The sequence below is a fragment of the Nocardia sp. genome (assembly GCF_025465275.1).
Classification (GTDB): domain Bacteria; phylum Actinomycetota; class Actinomycetes; order Mycobacteriales; family Mycobacteriaceae; genus Nocardia.
Genome location: NZ_JAODNK010000161.1, coordinates 1 through 17,381, shown reverse-complemented (window position 1 = coordinate 17,381; position 17,381 = coordinate 1). Strand labels below are relative to the sequence as shown.

At 65.7% G+C, this 17,381-nt stretch carries 17 protein-coding genes and 1 tRNA gene; 8 read left to right on the top strand and 10 right to left on the bottom strand.

From position 1 onward, the window contains the following. Positions 1-88: 88 nt before the first annotated feature. Genes JWN03_RS34520 through JWN03_RS34510 form a run of 3 tightly spaced genes read right to left on the bottom strand, consistent with a single transcriptional unit; the run spans position 89 to position 977 of the window. A complete protein-coding gene (locus JWN03_RS34520) occupies positions 89-346 on the bottom strand; it encodes a hypothetical protein (protein WP_297623908.1) in 258 nt (85 codons plus the stop codon). 27 nt (positions 347-373) lie between these two features. Beyond that, positions 374-586, bottom strand: a complete 213-nt coding sequence (locus tag JWN03_RS34515) for a TetR/AcrR family transcriptional regulator (protein ID WP_297623914.1) — start codon at positions 584-586, stop codon at positions 374-376. Beyond that, positions 516-977 (bottom strand): hypothetical protein, encoded by a 462-nt coding sequence (locus tag JWN03_RS34510; protein ID WP_297623917.1) that lies wholly within the window; start codon positions 975-977, stop codon positions 516-518. Before JWN03_RS34510 ends, JWN03_RS34515 begins: the two co-directional genes overlap by 71 nt. Before the next feature lie 701 nt (positions 978-1,678). Here JWN03_RS34510 and efeU point away from each other — a divergent pair. The 4 genes from efeU to JWN03_RS34490 all read left to right on the top strand — a co-directional run bounded on the left by efeU (position 1,679) and on the right by JWN03_RS34490 (position 7,438). Beyond that, positions 1,679-3,745, top strand: coding sequence for an iron uptake transporter permease EfeU (efeU, locus tag JWN03_RS34505; RefSeq protein WP_297623905.1), 2,067 nt, complete (start codon positions 1,679-1,681; stop codon positions 3,743-3,745). A gap of 26 nt (positions 3,746-3,771) precedes the next feature. Continuing rightward, complete coding sequence (locus JWN03_RS34500) at positions 3,772-5,007, top strand: Dyp-type peroxidase (RefSeq protein WP_297623902.1); 1,236 nt, start codon at positions 3,772-3,774, stop codon at positions 5,005-5,007. 462 nt (positions 5,008-5,469) lie between these two features. Then, on the top strand, positions 5,470-7,101 hold the full coding sequence (locus tag JWN03_RS34495) for an ABC-F family ATP-binding cassette domain-containing protein (protein WP_297623899.1): 1,632 nt from the start codon (positions 5,470-5,472) through the stop codon (positions 7,099-7,101). Positions 7,102-7,183: 82 nt separating this feature from the next. Then, positions 7,184-7,438 carry a helix-turn-helix domain-containing protein gene (locus tag JWN03_RS34490; protein ID WP_297623897.1) on the top strand — a complete coding sequence of 85 codons (255 nt, stop codon included), beginning with the start codon at positions 7,184-7,186 and terminating at the stop codon, positions 7,436-7,438. Between the two features lie 78 nt (positions 7,439-7,516). Here the strand turns inward: JWN03_RS34490 and JWN03_RS34485 are convergent, their stop codons facing one another. The 4 genes from JWN03_RS34485 to JWN03_RS34470 all read right to left on the bottom strand — a co-directional run bounded on the left by JWN03_RS34485 (position 7,517) and on the right by JWN03_RS34470 (position 10,166). Next, a complete protein-coding gene (locus JWN03_RS34485; protein WP_297623894.1) occupies positions 7,517-8,476 on the bottom strand; it encodes a hypothetical protein in 960 nt (319 codons plus the stop codon). A gap of 11 nt (positions 8,477-8,487) precedes the next feature. Further along, complete coding sequence (locus tag JWN03_RS34480; RefSeq protein WP_297623891.1) at positions 8,488-8,949, bottom strand: hypothetical protein; 462 nt, start codon at positions 8,947-8,949, stop codon at positions 8,488-8,490. Between the two features lie 170 nt (positions 8,950-9,119). Next, positions 9,120-9,536, bottom strand: coding sequence for an acyl-CoA thioesterase (locus tag JWN03_RS34475; RefSeq protein WP_297623888.1), 417 nt, complete (start codon positions 9,534-9,536; stop codon positions 9,120-9,122). A 132-nt stretch (positions 9,537-9,668) separates the two neighbouring features. Next, positions 9,669-10,166 carry a cupin domain-containing protein gene (locus JWN03_RS34470; RefSeq protein WP_441343117.1) on the bottom strand — a complete coding sequence of 166 codons (498 nt, stop codon included), beginning with the start codon at positions 10,164-10,166 and terminating at the stop codon, positions 9,669-9,671. Between the two features lie 71 nt (positions 10,167-10,237). Here JWN03_RS34470 and JWN03_RS34465 point away from each other — a divergent pair, with 71 nt between their 5' ends. Continuing rightward, on the top strand, positions 10,238-10,741 hold the full coding sequence (locus JWN03_RS34465; RefSeq protein ID WP_297623885.1) for a MarR family winged helix-turn-helix transcriptional regulator: 504 nt from the start codon (positions 10,238-10,240) through the stop codon (positions 10,739-10,741). A 4-nt stretch (positions 10,742-10,745) separates the two neighbouring features. Here the strand turns inward: JWN03_RS34465 and JWN03_RS34460 are convergent. The 3 genes from JWN03_RS34460 to JWN03_RS34450 all read right to left on the bottom strand — a co-directional run bounded on the left by JWN03_RS34460 (position 10,746) and on the right by JWN03_RS34450 (position 14,424). After that, positions 10,746-10,818: transfer RNA gene (locus JWN03_RS34460), tRNA-Ala, on the bottom strand. Between the two features lie 40 nt (positions 10,819-10,858). After that, positions 10,859-11,425 carry a TetR/AcrR family transcriptional regulator gene (locus JWN03_RS34455; RefSeq protein WP_297623882.1) on the bottom strand — a complete coding sequence of 189 codons (567 nt, stop codon included), beginning with the start codon at positions 11,423-11,425 and terminating at the stop codon, positions 10,859-10,861. A gap of 182 nt (positions 11,426-11,607) precedes the next feature. Next, positions 11,608-14,424: an aconitate hydratase gene (locus tag JWN03_RS34450; protein WP_297623879.1), complete on the bottom strand. Its 2,817-nt coding sequence runs from the start codon at positions 14,422-14,424 to the stop codon at positions 11,608-11,610. A gap of 247 nt (positions 14,425-14,671) precedes the next feature. Between JWN03_RS34450 and JWN03_RS34445 the strand changes: the two genes are divergently transcribed. From JWN03_RS34445 to JWN03_RS34435, 3 genes are all read left to right on the top strand, one after another. After that, the gene (locus JWN03_RS34445) at positions 14,672-15,226 is read left to right on the top strand and encodes an Rv1476 family membrane protein (protein WP_297623877.1); all 555 of its coding nucleotides are present in this window, start codon (positions 14,672-14,674) and stop codon (positions 15,224-15,226) included. Positions 15,227-15,567: 341 nt separating this feature from the next. Beyond that, the gene (locus JWN03_RS34440) at positions 15,568-16,986 is read left to right on the top strand and encodes an NlpC/P60 family protein (protein ID WP_297623874.1); all 1,419 of its coding nucleotides are present in this window, start codon (positions 15,568-15,570) and stop codon (positions 16,984-16,986) included. Between the two features lie 174 nt (positions 16,987-17,160). Then, positions 17,161-17,381: hypothetical protein (locus tag JWN03_RS34435; RefSeq protein ID WP_297623871.1), on the top strand; the 221-nt coding region annotated here is incomplete at its 3' end.

Below are 17,381 nucleotides of genomic sequence, written 5' to 3'. Positions count from 1 at the left end.
ACCCGGCTGACCTCGGCACGATCAGTTCGTTCATCTCCAACGGCCACGGCTCACTGCCGGTATACCTCGGCGCCTGAACCGGGCAGGGTCACCGCCCGATAACGTGAGCACCGCGAACCGGCCGGCGACCCGATCGTGGCAGGACCTGGAAGAGGTCCACCGGCATCAGATCCGGCGCCAGCCAGTGACTTTGGCCGGCCTGACTGGCACCCACTACGCCGGCGGCCAGCAGGCGGGCCTGATATGGATCCAGCTCGGAGTCGTGAGCGACCACCCTCGAGACTGCGGTGACGCAGTCATCGATGGCGCGGCCGACCTGCCATTGCACCGAAGGTTCGCTGGTCACGACGGAGTCGAATACCAGCCGGAATCCTTATGTCTCATGGTCGACGAAGTCGAAATAGGCCTGCACGGCAGCGCGCGCTCGGTCCTGGTTGACGCTGGTGGACTCCAGCGCGCATTCGACAGAGTCCCTCAGTGCGTCCGTATGGTGTTGCAGGACTGCCAAACAGAGGTCAAGCTTTCCCGAAAAGGCCTTGTAAAGAATAGGTTTGGTCCAGCCGGTCCGCTGTGCGATCTCCTGCATGGTGGATGCGTGGAACCCCCGCGACACGAAAACCTCGGTCGCGGCGGCCAATACGCGGTCCCGGCGTGCCGTGCGTCTCGCTCGGACCGGCGACAAGGCCGAATCTCCGGGCGGTATCTCTTGCTCGTGTTCTGATGTCGAGCGGCTGGTCGGACGCGAGCATGATGACTGCTCCGACGTGCATCGGCGTCGTGCGGGTCTCCATATCGAGCAACTGCGCGTCAACGGAACTGAGCTGTTTGGGGCGTCCCGAGTTCGCGGATATCGGAATGACCTTGGGCTGAGCGGCCTCAGGTACTTCGGTGGTGATGAGGTCACCCGGTGTCACCACGTGCACTTGCAGAAAGGGATGGGCGAGATTGTCGACAGTGTTCGTTTCCGAGTCAGTCATTGATTCTCCGCATGTGTGCTGCCGGTGATGCCGGCGCATGGTTGACCGCGCCGTCGTGACCGAACGGAACCGTGTGGGCGTCGAACTACGTTGGCGCGCAATCGATTCGAACTGTCCACGTTGAGGCGTAGCGCTGAACAGCCGGAAGCGCTTGATGTGCTCACGCTCTGGTGAGCAACTGTCGAAGGAACCGTTCACACGGTGCCGGTTCCCGGCCGGCATCGATGCCAGCATTTGATGACGTGACATTGAGGTTACTGCCCGGGCGGGGATCTTGTGCACCGAACGGTGTGGTCGAAATGTTTAGTTCGTCCGCTTGTGAACGTTAACGGACCGGTCAGATTGCTTGTTGCACAATGAAATACGCCGGGAGTCCAATCCAGCACCCCAGCCGCACGCCGGTGCCGTAACCCGGTCCGGGGTCGACCGCATGCCCGGACTCCGCATCCGAAACGCTGCTCGCCCGCCTGCCGGATCGATGTTCCAGTAACGCCAGGGGCGGTGGTCCGAGGCCGCGAGCGCGCTCGCGCTTGTTGGAGAATTGAATATTCGGCGGGCAAATTCCCGGAAGTAATGTTGCCGTCCGCCTACGGCTGACGAGGTGTGTAACCACCCCGCCGCCAGTGTGCGATGCCGGTGGCGGGAGGTTGCTGATAGGGGTGCCCTGGACCCGAGAAGTAGGTATGCCTTACCTTTACGAAGTGAGTTGGGCCGAGGCAGTACCAAACCTTCTGATCTGCTTGCGGGAAGGCCTCGAGGCCGGTCTCGTGGTGACGATCCTGCTGGCAGCCGTGCGCAAGGCGTCGACGGCCGAGCGTCCGTTGTCTGCGACACCGGTCTGGCTCGGGCTACTCGGGGCGGTGTCGGTGGCGGCCAGTTTCGCTGCCGTGCTGACCTATTCGACCAGCGTGATGTCGAGTTCGGCGCAGGAAGCCGTCGGCGGCGTGCTGAGCGTGCTGGCGGTCGCACTGGTCACCTGGATGGTGTTCTGGATGCGCCGCACCGCCTCGACCCTGTCGAAACAGCTGCGCGGTGAGGTGACCCGGGCCGCGGCCATCGGGGTGGGCGCGCTGGCGGTCACCGCGTTCCTGGCGGTCGGGCGTGAGGGCTTGGAGACCACGCTGTTCGTGTGGACCGCGGTCAAGGCCTCCGGCGCCACGCTCGCGCCCCTGGTCGGCGCCACCATCGGCCTGATCGCCGCGATCGTGCTGTGCTGGTTGCTGTACAGCCAGAGTGTGCGGCTCAACCTGGGTGTGTTCTTCAGCCGAACCGCGCTGCTGCTGATCGTGATTGCCGCGGGTGTGCTGGCCTACGGGCTGGGTGAACTGCAGAACGCGGGCCTGATCCCGGGTGCGCAGTGGATCGCCTTCGACCTGAGCGCGCATATCGACGCCAACTCCTGGTGGGCCGCGCTCATCACGGGCATCACCGCCCTGCAGCCGAAGATGACCGTGCTGCAGGTGGTGGCCTGGGCGGTCTACCTAATCGTGGTGCTCACCATGTTCGTTCGCGCGGGCGCCACGGCGCCGCAACCGGCGGCCCCGAAGCCCGAGCCCGCCGACGAGCACGAGCATGCCGGTGACTGGTTCGAGAGGATCGCGGGCAAGCGCCTGGCGGTGGTGGGCGCGGCCCTGGTACTGGTGCCGGCGCTGGCCGCGGGCCTGGCCATCGCACTGCTGCCCTCGGCGAGTGAAGGCTCCGTTCAGGCGGTCTCGATCACCTCGAATTCGTGTGCGCCGGAATGGAGTTCGGCTCGTTCGGGCAGCCAGACCTTCTCGGTCAAGAACGGCAGCGGCAAGGCGGGGGAGATCACCCTGGTCAATGCCGACGGCGCGATCGTCGGTGAGATCGAGACGATCGGCGCGGGCACCACGGCCGATATGACCGCGACCCTGAGCCGCGGCAGTTACACCATCAAGTGCGCGATGTCGGGCCAGGCGGTGACGAGTTCGGCCACGGTGCAGGTCAGCGGTACCGCAGATGCGCCACCGGCGGTGAAACCGGTCAGCCAGGACGACCTCACGCCCGCAAACGACGCCTACCAGGCCGCCGCCGCGCAGGCGCTCGGCCGACTCACCGAAACCCTCGGTGCCCTCCGCAACGACCTGCACGCGAACAATATCGCCGCCGCGCAGGCGGATTGGCTGACCGCCCAGGAGCAATGGGAGCGGGTCGGCGCCTCCTACAACAGTTTCGGTGCGGCGGGCACCGCCGTGGACGGCTTGCCCGGTGGGCTCCCTGACGGGGTGAACGACGTCGGCTTTACCGGCCTGCACCGCCTCGAATACGGCCTGTGGCACGGACAGGGCGCCGCGCAACTGCTGCCGGTCCTGGACAAGCTGGGCGCCGATATCGCCACGGTGCAGCAGAACCTGAGCTCGACCGACCTGGCCGGCGACCCGACCAACCTGCCGATCCGTGGTCACGAGATCCTCGAAGACGCACTGCGCGACCACATTTCGGGCATGGACGATCTGGGTGGCGGCGCCGCCTATCCGCTCACGATGGCCGATATCGACATCACCCGCACCGTGATCAGCGGCCTGGGCCCGCTGCTGGATGAGCGGGCGCCGGATCTGCGCGCGACCATCGCCGCGCGCCTGGACACCCTGCAGCGGACGCTGCTGGCCACCCAGGACGGCGGCAAGTGGCGTCCGCCCGCCCAGATCCCGCATGCCGCACAGCAGTCCGTGAAGGCCGCACTCGGCGGCGCCCTGGAAGTTCTGGCCCGGGTTCCCCGGTTGCTGGAAGTTCCCGCCGCCCACTGATCCTCGACACGTAAGGCTTGCCTCCGATGAACCTCAGCCGACGCAGATTCCTCTCCGGTGCCGCCGCCGGTGCGGCCGGAACGGCCCTGACCGCGGGACTCGTCGCCGAAGGCGCCCGCGTGGACGCCGCGGCCGCGGGCACGGGCACGCCCTCGGCTGCCTCGTCCTACCCGTTCCACGGCGTGCATCAGGCAGGCATCCTCACCCCGGGCCCGGCGGACAAGCAGAACGCCTCCTGCTACGCGTCTTTCGATGTCACCGTGTCGGACAAGGCCGAACTGGCCGAGCTGCTGAAGACGCTCACCGGGCGCGCCCGCTTCCTCACCGCCGACAACACCCCGCCGGACCTCGGCCTGGGTCAGCCGCCGTCGGACAGTGACGTGCTCGGCCCGGATACGCTCGCCGACGGGCTCACCGTGACCACCGGTGTGGGCGCGAGCCTGTTCGATGACCGGTTCGGGCTGGCCAAGCTCAAGCCGGCGCGTCTGACGCCGATGAAGATCTTCCCGGACGACTCGCCGGAGGACGCGTGGATGCACGGCGATGTGATGGTGCAGTTGTGCGCGCATCATCCCGACACCGTCCACCACGCGATCCGTGACATCACCCGCCAGACCCGCGGTGCGCTGCAGCTGCGCTGGAAGATCGAGGGCTACAACTCGCCGCCGCGCCCCTCGGGCACCGGCCGGAACCTGCTGGGCTTCAAGGACGGCACGGCCAATCCGATCGGAAATGACGCCGAAGCGCTGATCTGGACCGACGATCCCGCCGAGCCGACCTGGACCCGCGACGGCACCTATCAGGTGGTGCGGCTGATCCGCATGCTGGTGGAGTTCTGGGACCGGGTCTCGATCAACGAGCAGGAGAACATGTTCGGGCGCCGCCGGGATTCGGGTGCGCCGCTGGACGGCAATCAGGAATTCGACACCCCCGACTACGAGCGGGATCACGACGGCACGGTCATCCCACTGACCTCGCACATCCGCCTGGCCAACCCGCGCACCCCCGATACCGCACGCCAGCAACTGGTTCGGCGTTCCTATAACTACGATCTGGGCATGAGTTCGAACGGCAATATGGCCGCCGGGCACATCTTCACCTGCTTCCAGCAGGATGTGCAGCGTCAGTTCGAGCAGATTCAGACCCGATTGGCCGGCGAGCCGCTAACCGACTACGTGCAACCGTTCGGCGGCGGGTACTTCTTCGTGCTGCCCGGCGTCACCGATGCGAACGACTGGTACGGGCGCACACTGCTGAGCTGAGGTTTCCGTAGCTGGTCCCGACGACGACGGCACATCGGGGAACTTCATCACAGCCGTGGTCGCATAATCGCACCGTGCACGGCCGAGCGGGTACTGGTTCGCGTACGCACGGGTACGCCGCCGGCGTAGGTGACATTGGGCACCGTCTGCGTCGTCGTGGAAGGCACGCGCTGCGCCGCCCACCAGATGCTCGGACTCCGCATCGGAGGGGCTGCCCGCCCAATCCGCCGGGTTGCGGGCCAGGTTGTCGCTTGCGCGCCCGGATTCGACCCGCAAGCCGTGTCGCGGAACGACGTCCCCGAGGTGTGACCCACGTTACGGCCGTGCAAGGCCGGGTAACCGAGGGTGTGCTCGATTGGGTCGATGGGCTGTTGGAGCGGTAAAATCGGGTTTTCTTGTGTGTCGTGACGGCCCACAATCGAGCAGTTATCCGCCAGCACACCATCGCACGAGGAGACACTTGTGATCACCGCGACCGACCTGGAGGTCCGGGCCGGAGTCCGCACCCTGCTGACAGTGCCCGGATCGGCACTGCGGGTGCAAGCCGGTGACCGGATCGGACTGGTCGGCCGCAACGGCGCCGGGAAGACCACCACACTGCGCATCCTCGCCGGTGAGGGCGAGCCGTATGCCGGCAAGATCATCCGATCGGGGGAGGTCGGGTATCTGCCGCAGGACCCGCGCGAGGGCGATCTGGATGTGCTCGGCCGGGACCGGGTGCTCTCGGCCCGCGGCCTGGACAAGATCCTGCGCGATATGGAAAAGCAGCAGGTGCTCATGGCCGAAGTGGTCGATGAGGCCGAGCGGGACAAGGCGATCCGCAAATACGGTCAGCTGGAGGACCGGTTCTCCTCGCTCGGTGGTTATGTCGCCGAGAGCGAGGCGGCACGCATCTGCAGCAACCTCGGCCTGCCCGACCGGGTGATGCAGCAGCAGTTGCGGACGCTGTCCGGTGGTCAGCGCCGCCGCATCGAATTGGCACGCATCCTGTTCGCCGCCTCGGACGGCAGTGGCGGCAAATCCAACACCACACTGCTGCTGGACGAGCCCACCAACCACCTCGACGCCGACTCCATCACCTGGCTGCGCGGCTTCCTGCAGGGCCACGACGGCGGCCTCATCGTCATCTCCCACGATGTGGATCTGCTGGCCGATGTGGTGAACAAGGTCTGGTTCCTCGACGCCGTGCGCGCCGAGGCCGATATGTACAACATGAGCTGGAAGAAGTACCTCGACGCCCGCGCCACCGACGAGCAGCGCCGCCGCCGCGAGCGCGCGAACGCGGAGAAGAAGGCCTCCGCGCTCAAGCAGCAGGCCGCCAAGCTCGGCGCCAAGGCCACCAAAGCCGCTGCGGCACACCAGATGATCAAGCGTGCCGATCGCATGCTTGCGGAGGCCGATGAGGTCCGGGTGAGCGACAAGGTGGCGCGCATCAAGTTCCCGACCCCCGCCACCTGCGGCAAGACGCCGCTGATGGCCGAGAACCTGACCAAGATGTACGGCTCGCTGGAGATCTTCGCGGGCGTCGATCTGGCCATCGACAAGGGCAGCCGGGTCGTGGTGCTGGGCCTCAACGGCGCCGGTAAGACCACGCTGCTGCGCATGCTGGCGGGCGTCGAACAGCCCACCGCCGGTGAATTGGTGCCCGGATACGGTTTGCAGGTCGGCTATTTCGCGCAGGAACACGACACCCTCGACGATCACGCGAGCGTCTGGGAGAACATCCGGCACGCGGCCCCCGATGCGGGAGAGCAGGATCTGCGCGGCCTGCTCGGTGCGTTCATGTTCACCGGTCCGCAGCTGGATCAGCTCGCCGGCACGCTCTCCGGTGGTGAGAAGACCCGTCTCGCACTGGCCGGTCTGGTCTCCTCCGCCGCGAATGTCCTTCTGCTGGATGAGCCTACGAACAACCTCGATCCGATCTCGCGCGAGCAGGTCCTGGACGCGCTGCGCAGTTACGCGGGCGCGGTTGTGCTGGTCACGCACGATTCGGGCGCTGCGGAGGCGCTGAATCCGGAGCGCGTCATCATGCTTCCGGACGGCACCGAGGACCACTGGTCGCAGGATTATCTGGAACTCATTCAGCTGGCGTGATACCGATCACACGATTTCGTTGATCACCGCCCTCCGAGTCTCTAACCTTGAATGAGGCGCCCACGGCGACTCGGAGGAAGTCATGAGTGACAGGCCCGCACAGGGTAAAGCCGTATTGGGAAAAGGCACACGCGTGACGGGAAAGTCGCGAGACCGCCTGCAATCCCAGCTCAAGAAGCAGTACGAGAGCGGATCCAGTATCCGCTCACTGGCCCGGGAGACCGGGCGATCGTACGGCTTCATCCACAACGTGCTGGTGGAGTCGCATGTGCAACTCCGCAGCCGTGGTGGTGCCAACCGCCGCAAGGCAGCAAAGGTCAAAGCAAGTAGTAGCTGATCGTGACATCGGCAAGCGGTCGAGGGGTGAAAACCGTTCGACCGCTTGCGATATCGCGAGCTGATCCGGGGCCGGCGTTCAGCCGTTGACTGTCCCGTCGCCGAGGACCAGCAGATTCGCCAGACTCTCGAAGATCGGCAGCCCGGTCTTGATTTCGAGATAGGCGAACTGACCCTGGGGGTTCACCTCCAGGAACCAGAACTCGCCGTCGAGGCCGACCCGAAGGTCGAGCACGCCGAAAGCCAGTCCCAGCGCGCCCATCAGGGTGGTCAGCGACTTGCTCACCGAGGCGGGCAATCGATCCGCGGTGAAGTCCACCGACGTGTCCAAACGCGAATCGACCCGTCCCACACCGGATTGCGAGTCGATGCGCACCACCCATTCCATCCCGTCCACCCACACGATGCGCAGATCGCATTCGGCGTGGATGTAGTCCTGGAAGATGGTGGGGGAGTTACGGATCGTCTCCAGCCGAGCGAGATCGGCTGCGGTGACTATGCGTGTCTCGGTGAAGGCGCCGCGGCCGGTGCCGGCACGCTTGTAGACCACCGGACCGGGCCGCGAATCGATGAACGAGCGTGCCTCGTCCACATCATTGGTGATGAGCGTTTCCGGCACCGCGAAACCGGCGCGATACGCCGTCTCCAGTTGCACGAGTTTACGATTCGCGGTGCGATCGGCGCCCGGATCATTGACCCACAGTGCGGGTATCGACCAGAGCAGACCCTGCAGGAAGCCATCGCATTCGGCCTGGCGATAGTCGTCGTCGACGCCGCGGGCGCTGCCCGGAACCACACAGGGCTGCGGCCGTCGCCACCATACCGAGGAGGCGTCGTCGAGGCCCAGAATGTGGGAGAGACTGCGGGAGGTGCCGTCGCGGCTGACGCGGAAAGTGCCGTTCTCACGCGGGAAGTCGCGCATATCGAGCCGAATCGGACTGAGCCCGTGATGTTTCCGCAGGGTGGCGGCGAGTGCATCGCCGTGCAGGTCGTCGGCTTCGGTGACGATGAGTACCGAACCCGTTGTACGGGCGGCCATATCGGGGCCTATCAGTCGAGACTGTCGCAGGCCACGCCGTCGTCACTGCCATTGTGCGACCGGGTCTGGCAGCAAGTCATGGTGGCGCCGCCGACACCCGGCGCGGCGGTGAGTTCCAGGCCGCGGGCCCAGGCCTCGGTGAGCTCGCGGAGCTCGTCGTCACCGCGGGTGGGGGAGTAGGCGAGCGGGAGGGTCGGCGGGCGTTCGGTGAGTTCGATGCGCCGGCGCTGCGTGAAATCGGCTGTGGCGCCATTGCGTACCCGCACCAGCACCGGGCGTCCCTCGCAGATTCCTTGCGCTGCCGCAACTTCCCAATCGGTCAGATCGAGAACATCGGTGCGCCGGAACGTCCACGTGCCATCGGTGACGCGCACGGTGATGTCCCGATCGGTGGATGCTACGAGATAGCCAGATAGCGGTGGCGCAGTGGCGTCGATAGGGGGAGACGCGAGGTGATGGAGGGCGCCGGTCATGCTTAACTCCGATCTGCTCGGGATTTGCTGCGGGGCCGAGCTTGATCTGAATCATATCCCGCAAGGCCGCTCGTTCGGTTCGCAACGAAAGATTTCCGCCGCCCTGGCAAACCTTGCCAGGGCGGCGGAAACCGCTCAGCCTGAGAGTTTTTCGCTACCCGCCGCGCGAACTAGAGCCCGAGCAGTTCGGGCGTTTCGGAGATTGCGCGCAATCGCTCGGCCGGATCCGAAACGAGCTTGCGGGCTTTCAGATCGAGAATGCCGCCGACCGCATTCACCTCGGCGGACAGGGTCCCGTCCAGCTTCCGGATCTCCTGATGCATCCGGTAGGTCTTGCCGCCGTTCCACACGAATTCGCAGCTCACCGTGATCTCGTCACTGATGTGCAGCTCGCGCAGGTACTTGATGTTGTTCTCCAGCACCACGGGCCCGATCCCCGACCCCATCAGCTTGTCCTCCTGCACCCCGCACGACCGCAGCAGCTCCCACCGCGCATGTTCCGCGTACTGCAGATAGACAGCCTGGTTCAGGTGGCCGTTGACATCGAGCTCATAGCCGCGAACGGTGACCGGAACGGAGAAAACCATAAAACTTACAACCACAGCATTTTCCGGTCGATTCCGGAAATTCAGTGGTCTGTGGCACATTCCGGCGATTGCCGGGCTACCCGCGGCAATCGCCGGCACGACCGTATTGCCGCAGGTTGGCGCGCGTAATGCTCAGCGGCGGTTGGCGTTGCGTTCGGCCCACCAGTCGGGGCGATCGATGAAGTGGTTGTCGAACTCCTCCTGGGAGTCGAGCAGGTCCTGGAAGGTGGATTCGCCCTTGGCGATGCGGTCGAGAATGCGGAAGTACTCGAAGCGCTGAACACCGGGCATGAGGGCGATCAGGATGCGGGCCGAGCTGTCCGGGGTGGCGCCGAAGGCGTGCGGCATGAGTTTGGGGACGACGATGGAACCGCCCGCGGCGACGGTGACTATGCGGTCGCCGGCCAGCAGCTGCAGTTCGCCCTCGGCGATGTAGAAGAGCTCATCTGATTTGGTGTGGAAGTGCGGGGTGGCGCCGTCGGCGCCCGGCTTCATGGTTACTTCGAGGGTGCTGACCGAACCGCCGGTGTCCGCGGAGTCGAGGAGCAGGCGCATGGTGACGTTGTCATTGCCGAAGGTCTCGGCCTCGTTCGGCTGGCAGATGGCGACCTGGCGGGAAGTGGTGGTCATGACCGGCTCCAGATAGTTCGATGAGTTATAGTTCGCTATCGAACTATATAGGAGCGAATAGAATGTTGTCCATGGGTGAGAAGAAGGTTGACGCGGTGGATGTGATCGAGGCGCAGTGGCACCGGGAGCGGCCGGATCTGGATCTGGAGGCCATGGCCATCATCGGCCGTCTCGGCCGACTTTCACTGGTGGCCGGCCGGCAGATCGAATCCGTCTTCGCCGCACACGGATTGCAGCGCGGGGAGTTCGATGTGGTTGCGGCACTGCGCCGTTCGGGGGAGCCCTACGAGCTCAACCCCTCGGTGATCGCCGATACGCTCATGCTCTCGCGGGCCGGCATGACCGGCCGCCTGGACCGGCTCGAACAGGCGGGACTGGTGCGGCGCACCGCGGACGCCGCGGACCGGCGCGCGGTGCGCGTGGCCCTCACCGACCGCGGCCTGCAGCTCATCGACCTGGTGATCACCGAGCACGTCGAGAACGAAACCCGCATTCTCGCAGTGCTTTCCGCGAAGGACCGCAAGGAGCTCGACCGGATCACCCGGCTGCTGCTCGCGGACCTCGAGGGGGAATAGGAGGCCATGAAGGCGGGAATCGAGCCCGCGACCCCCCACCTGCGGTGCGGGTGCTCTACCGACTGAGCTACTTCATGGCCATGGAAACCCTAGCCGGTACTCAATCCTCGTGTCGCGTCAATTCTTGCGCCGCACAGAGGCTTCCACGAGATCGAGTACCGCGGAGAGGTTGTCGTTGGCGTGGCCGGAGGCTATGCGCGCGATGAGGCCGTCGAGAATCAGATCCAGATATCCGAGCAGCACGGTGGTGGGGACGTCGTCACGCAGCGCGCCCTCGGCCTTGCGGCGTTCCAGTCGGGCCACGGTGGCGGCGGTGAGCTCCTCGGAGCGTTCCTCCCAGTTGGCGCGGAATTCGGGATCGTTGCGCAGGCGGCGCGCGATCTCCAAACGTGTTCCGAGCCAATCGAAGTCCTCGGGGCGCGCCAGCATATCGCGCATCACCTGTACCAGACCCTGGTTGGCGGCCACTTCGGCCATGCGGGCCGCGTCCTCGTGCGCGAGCGCCAGGAACAGCGCGTCCTTATCACGGAAGTGATGGAAGATGGCGCCCCGCGACAGACCCGTGGTTTCTTCCAGGCGACGCACGGTGGCGCCCTCGTAGCCGTACTCGGCGAAGCAACTGCGTGCTCCGTCGAGGATCTGGCTGCGACGAGCGGCGAGGTGGTCGTCACTGACCTTGGGCATGGACTCCTCCGAAACGGGGTGTGCGGGACATCCCCACCGATCATGGACCGGTGCGGACGTCCCGCACTAGCGACGAGCGAAGCGATCCGGCTGGACCGCGTTACCGGCGACGGCGCGAAACCGTTGCCTGCCACCATAACTCGGCCGGGAAACAGCCCTTCCCGGCCGAGCGTTCAGCAGTTCTAGCCGCGAATCATATTGCGCAGCACGTACTGCAGGATGCCACCGTTGCGGTAGTAGTCGGCCTCACCGGGGGTGTCGATGCGGACGACCGCGTCGAACTCCACCTTCGTGCCGTCGGTCTTGGTGGCGGTCACCTTCATGGTCTTCGGAGTCACACCCTCGTTCAGCTTGGTGATGCCCGCGATATCGAAGGTTTCGGTGCCGTCCAGCTTCAGCGACGCGGCGGACTCGCCGACCGGGAACTGCAGCGGCACAACGCCCATACCGATGAGGTTGGAGCGGTGGATGCGCTCGAACGACTCGGTGATGACGGCCTTGACGCCCAGCAGGCTGGTGCCCTTGGCGGCCCAGTCACGAGACGAGCCGGACCCGTATTCTTTGCCGCCCAGCACGACCAGCGGAATGCCCGCGGCCTGGTAGTTCTGCGAGGCGTCGTAGATGAACGCCTGCGGAGCGCCTTCCTGCGTGAAGTCGCGGGTGTAGCCACCCGAGACGTCATCGAGGAGCTGGTTGCGCAGGCGGATGTTCGCGAAGGTGCCGCGAATCATGACCTCGTGGTTACCGCGACGCGAGCCGTAGGAGTTGTAGTCCTTGCGCTCGACGCCGTGGCCCTCGAGGTACTGCGCGGCCGGGGTGCCCGGCTTGATGTTGCCGGCCGGGGAGATGTGGTCGGTGGTGACCGAATCGCCCAGGTAGGCAAGCACTCGCGCGCCGGTGATGTCGGTGACGGGAGCCGGCGTCGACGGCATGCCGTCGAAGTACGGGGGCTTGCGCACGTAGGTGGACTTGGGATCCCACTCGAAGGTCTTGCCCTCCGGGGTGGACAGGCCGCGCCAGCGCTCGTCGCCCTTGAAGACGTCGGCGTAGGACTTGATGAACATGTCCTGGTTGATCGAGCTGGCGATGGTCGCCTCGATCTCCTTCGAGGACGGCCAGATGTCCTTCAGGAACACGTCGTTGCCGGCGGTGTCCTGACCCAGCGGGTCGGTCTCGAAGTCGAAGTCCATGGTGCCCGCGAGCGCGTATGCGATGACCAGCGGCGGGGAGGCCAGGTAGTTCATCTTCACGTCGGGGGAGATACGGCCTTCGAAGTTACGGTTGCCCGAGAGCACCGCGGTGACCGAGAGGTCGTTCTCGTTGATCGCCTTGGACACGGCGTCCGGCAGCGGGCCGGTATTGCCGATGCAGGTGGCACAGCCGTAACCGACCAGGAAGAAGCCCAGCTTCTCCAGGTACGGCCACAGGCCCGCCTTCTCGTAGTAGTCGTTCACGACCTGCGAACCCGGGGCCATGGAGGTCTTCACCCATGGCTTGGAGGTCAGGCCCCTGTCGACGGCATTGCGCGCCAGCAGCGCGGCGCCGAGCATGACCGACGGGTTGGAGGTGTTGGTGCAGGAGGTGATCGAGGCGACCACGACCGCGCCGTGATCGAGCACGAAGTCGCCGTACTCCTCCGAGGAGACCTTGACCGGCTTGCTCGGGCGGCCGACGGCGCCGTTCGCGGCGGACGGCACGAGCACGGCGTCATCGTCGGCGAAGGACAGCACGGCGGGATCGGAAGCCGGGAAGGACTCCTCGATGGCCTCGTCCAGGTGCGTGTGCGGGGTGACGGCCGCGGGGCCGGACTCCGCATCGTTGGTGTAGTTGTGGATGTCCTTGCGGAACGCGGTCTTGGACTCCGACAACAGGATTCGGTCCTGCGGGCGCTTCGGGCCGGCAATGGACGGGACCACGTCGCCGAGGTCCAGCGTGAGGTACTCCGAGTACGCGGACTCGTTGTCGGCGTCGTGCCACATGCCCTGTTCCTTGGCGTACGCCTCGACGAGCGCGAGCTGCTCCTCGGTGCGGCCGGTCAGGCGCAGGTAGTCGATGGTGACCTCGTCGATCGGGAAGATCGCCGCGGTGGAACCGAATTCGGGGCTCATATTGCCCAGGGTCGCGCGGTTCGCCAGCGGTACCTCGGCGACGCCCTTGCCGTAGAACTCGACGAACTTGCCGACCACGCCGTGCTTGCGCAGCATGTCGGTGACGGTGAGCACCACGTCGGTGGCGGTGACGCCCGGCTTGATCTCACCGGTCAGCTTGAAGCCGACAACGCGCGGGATCAGCATGGAGACGGGCTGGCCCAGCATGGCCGCCTCGGCCTCGATGCCGCCGACACCCCAGCCCAGCACGCCCAGGCCGTTGACCATGGTGGTGTGCGAGTCGGTGCCGACACAGGTGTCGGGGTAGGCCTGGCCGTTGCGGACCATGACCGTGCGAGCCAGGTGCTCGATGTTCACCTGGTGCACGATGCCGGTGCCCGGCGGGACGACCTTGAAGTCGTCGAACGCGCCCTGGCCCCAGCGCAGGAACTGGTAGCGCTCACGGTTGCGGGAGTACTCGATATCGACATTGCGCTCGAGCGCGTCGGCCCGGCCGAAGACGTCGATGATGACCGAGTGGTCGATGACCATCTCGGCGGGGGCGAGCGGGTTCACCTTGTTCGGGTCGCCGCCGAGGGTGGCGACGGCCTCGCGCATGGTGGCCAGGTCGACGATGCAGGGCACGCCGGTGAAGTCCTGCATGATCACGCGGGCCGGGGTGAACTGGATCTCGGTGTCGGGCTGGGCATTGGGATCCCAGGCCGCGATCGCGCGGATGTGGTCGGCGGTGATGTTCGCGCCGTCCTCGGTGCGGAGGAGGTTCTCCGCGAGAACCTTGAGGGCGTAGGGCAGCTTTTCGGTGCCGGGCACGGCCGAGAGACGGAAGATCTCGTAAGAGTTCTTTCCGACCTCGAGGGTGCTCTTGGCGCCGAAGGAATCGATACTCGTCACTGTCAGCTCCACTCGTCTGTGAATGGGAGGGCCACCGGCGGGGCTGTGCCGATGGCTCGTCGAGGCGCTGGCCTCGTCCGTGCTTCACCCTAACAGTACGCTTGTCCTGTGAGCGCATCGGGGAGGTCCCCGAGCGGCCCGGGGGAGGTTCTCGCGGTGGCTGCGCGAGCTTCTCGTGTCGGGACGGTGCCAGCTTACGGCGTGCCGTGGTGAGGTGATGTGACAAGCAGTCGCGTACTGTGCGTCCGTGACCGTCTCGCACACCTCGGTTTTCGCGCCTATGAAGGCGGAACTGCCGCCTAACACCGACCTGAACGCCATCTTGGTGGACCTGGACGACAATCATGTCGCCGCACCCACGGGGCGTAGTCAGGACGGCCTGGCCGCCATCGCCGCTGAGGCGCGCGACCATGGCATCGATTTGAACATCGTTGTGGTGCAGGGCAACCCGGGCATGGAGGCGAACCTGCGCGACCTCGCCACCGAGGTCGGTAAGACGGAGCACGGCACCGTGGTGGTGTTCAGTGACGACTGGGTCGGCACCTACAGCGACACCTTCACCCGCGCCCGCCTGGAGTGGGCCGAGGACAAATCGAAGTACCGCGGCTCGGACCACACCGAGGAAGCGGCCCGGACCTTCATGGACCGGCTCGAACAGCCCGAAGCCGTGTCATGGACCCTGATCACCCTGATCGCGGTGCTCGCGCTCATTGCGGTGATCGGCGGGCTGTACACCGTCAAGGTGCGGCGTGCGGCGGGGGAGAAGACCGGCTCCGACCGTCCGCGCACGCCTGTCGCCTGAGTAATTCGTTCATTTCCCGGACCGTATCTCGGCATGCCCGAGATGCGGTCCGGTCTCATTTGCTGCGGCTTCGCTGACATCCGGAAGGTTTTCCTGAAGGTCGGCTGCGGCGTCGTGTGGTATCTCGCCTGGCAAACGGGCTAATGGCTGGCAACGTCTGAATTACCTCCAAGTCATTCCCGCGTGGCTGATTCACCCTGTGTCGGAAGTGTCGTACGGTTTCGCAACGACGCTGTTGGGGATGAAGTGTCAGAAGAGCCTCGAGTTTCCGGTGATCCGGATGGTTCGCATGGGGCTTGTGAGTCGCTCCCCGGGGCCAGAACCGGATCCAGGGAGGTGCGATGCGAAAACCGGCGAAACGTAGAGGGCGCCCGATTCGGGTCGCTACCGAGTTGCTGGTAGCGATCACTGTGGTAGCTCTCGGAATAGCCACCGGCCACGCTGTGCCCCCACCACCCCCCAATCCGAGTGATAGCGATATCGCCCAGGCCGGTGCGGATGTGGACGCTACCGTAGGCCAGGTCGGTGTGCTCATCAATCAGGTGGCCACCGCCGAACAGCAGCTGCAACTGCTCGATGATGCCGTTGCCGCGCGCCGCGAAGCCGTCAACAAGGCCCTGGTCGATCTGCAGGTTGCCCGCGATGCCGCCGATACCGCGGCGCACGCCGTGACCAGCTGCCAGCACGACCTCACCGATGCCGGTGTGCAGGTGGGCGACGCGCACAACGAGTTCGACAAATTTGTCGCCCAGGTTTACATGCGACCCGGATCCGCCTCGCTCATCAGCTATATGGCCGCGCCCACTCCGGAGGTCGCGCTCGCCCGCGCCCAGGTGCTCACCATCGCGTCCAAGAGTCAGCAGCAAGTGGTGGACGGCCTGCGCCGGGCCCAGGTGGATCAGGCCAACAAGACCTCCGCCGCCAAGCAGGCCCAGCAGGCCGCCGATGCGGCCGCGGCCGACGCCGAGGCGAAGAAGGCCGAGGCGCAGACCGCCGTGACGGCCGCGAAAACCGAGTTCGACCAGCAGGCCGCGCGCCGCAATGACCTGCAGCAGCAACATGATTCGGCGCAGCAGCGGCTCGATACGGCCCGCTCGCAGGTAGCCGGACTGCAGGGACAGCGCGATACCTTCCTGGCCTGGGATCAGCAGCGCCGCGCCGAGGAAGCGCAAGCCCGCGCCGCCGCAGTTGCGGCAGCGGCCCGCGTCGCGGCCGACCGCACCTCCAATGACCGTGCCGCGGAAACAGGTTCGGGCCGTCGCCCGCACACGCAACTGAACAGTTCGCCGGCGCCACCCAGGCGCAGCCAGCCCGCGACTCGCCCCACCGGAAGCCGCTCGGATCTGGTGGAAGTCGTGGTCGACCGCGCCATGTCCCAGCTCGGGGTCGAATACGCCTGGGGCGGCGGCGATGAGGACGGCGCGACCCTCGGCATTCGCGACGGCGGCGTCGCCGACTCCTACGGTGACTACAACAAAACAGGTTTCGACTGCTCGGGCCTGATGATCTACGCCTTCGCCGGCATCGGCGTCTCGCTACCACACTACAGCGGCTACCAGTACTCCATGGGTTCCCGTGTGCCGGTGGCAGATCGGCAGCGCGGCGATATGCTCTTCTGGGGTTCCGGCGGTTCCGAACACGTGGCCCTCTACGTCGGCAACGGCAAAATGGTCGAGGCCCCGGAGTCCGGTGAAGTGGTCCGCGTCGCCGCCGTCCGCGAGGGCGGCATCATGCCCTACGCCATCCGCATCATCTCCTGAACTCCCCATCGCCACAACAAAACTGGCCGATGCCTGCGTTGGCGAGGTAAACGTGCACCGGGCTTTCCCCCTTGTCGATTCAATGATAACTTGACATCAGACATGTAAGTTACTGGTCGGTAACATGACTCTTGTTGCTGCTCAGTGCATTTTCGGGACCGGGGGGTCAATACTGTGAGCACTGCGACGATCACACTCGGAATCATCGGCGCCATCATCACTCTGCTCAGCTGGGGGTCGCTCTGCACCGGGCTGACCCGGATGATTCGCATTTTCCGCACGGGCCAGCCCGACCGGTCACGGCTCGGACCGATCCTGCCGCGGGTGAAAACCGTTGTGGTGGAGGTTGTTGCGCACACGCGGATGAACAGGTTCCGGACCGTCGGCTGGGCGCA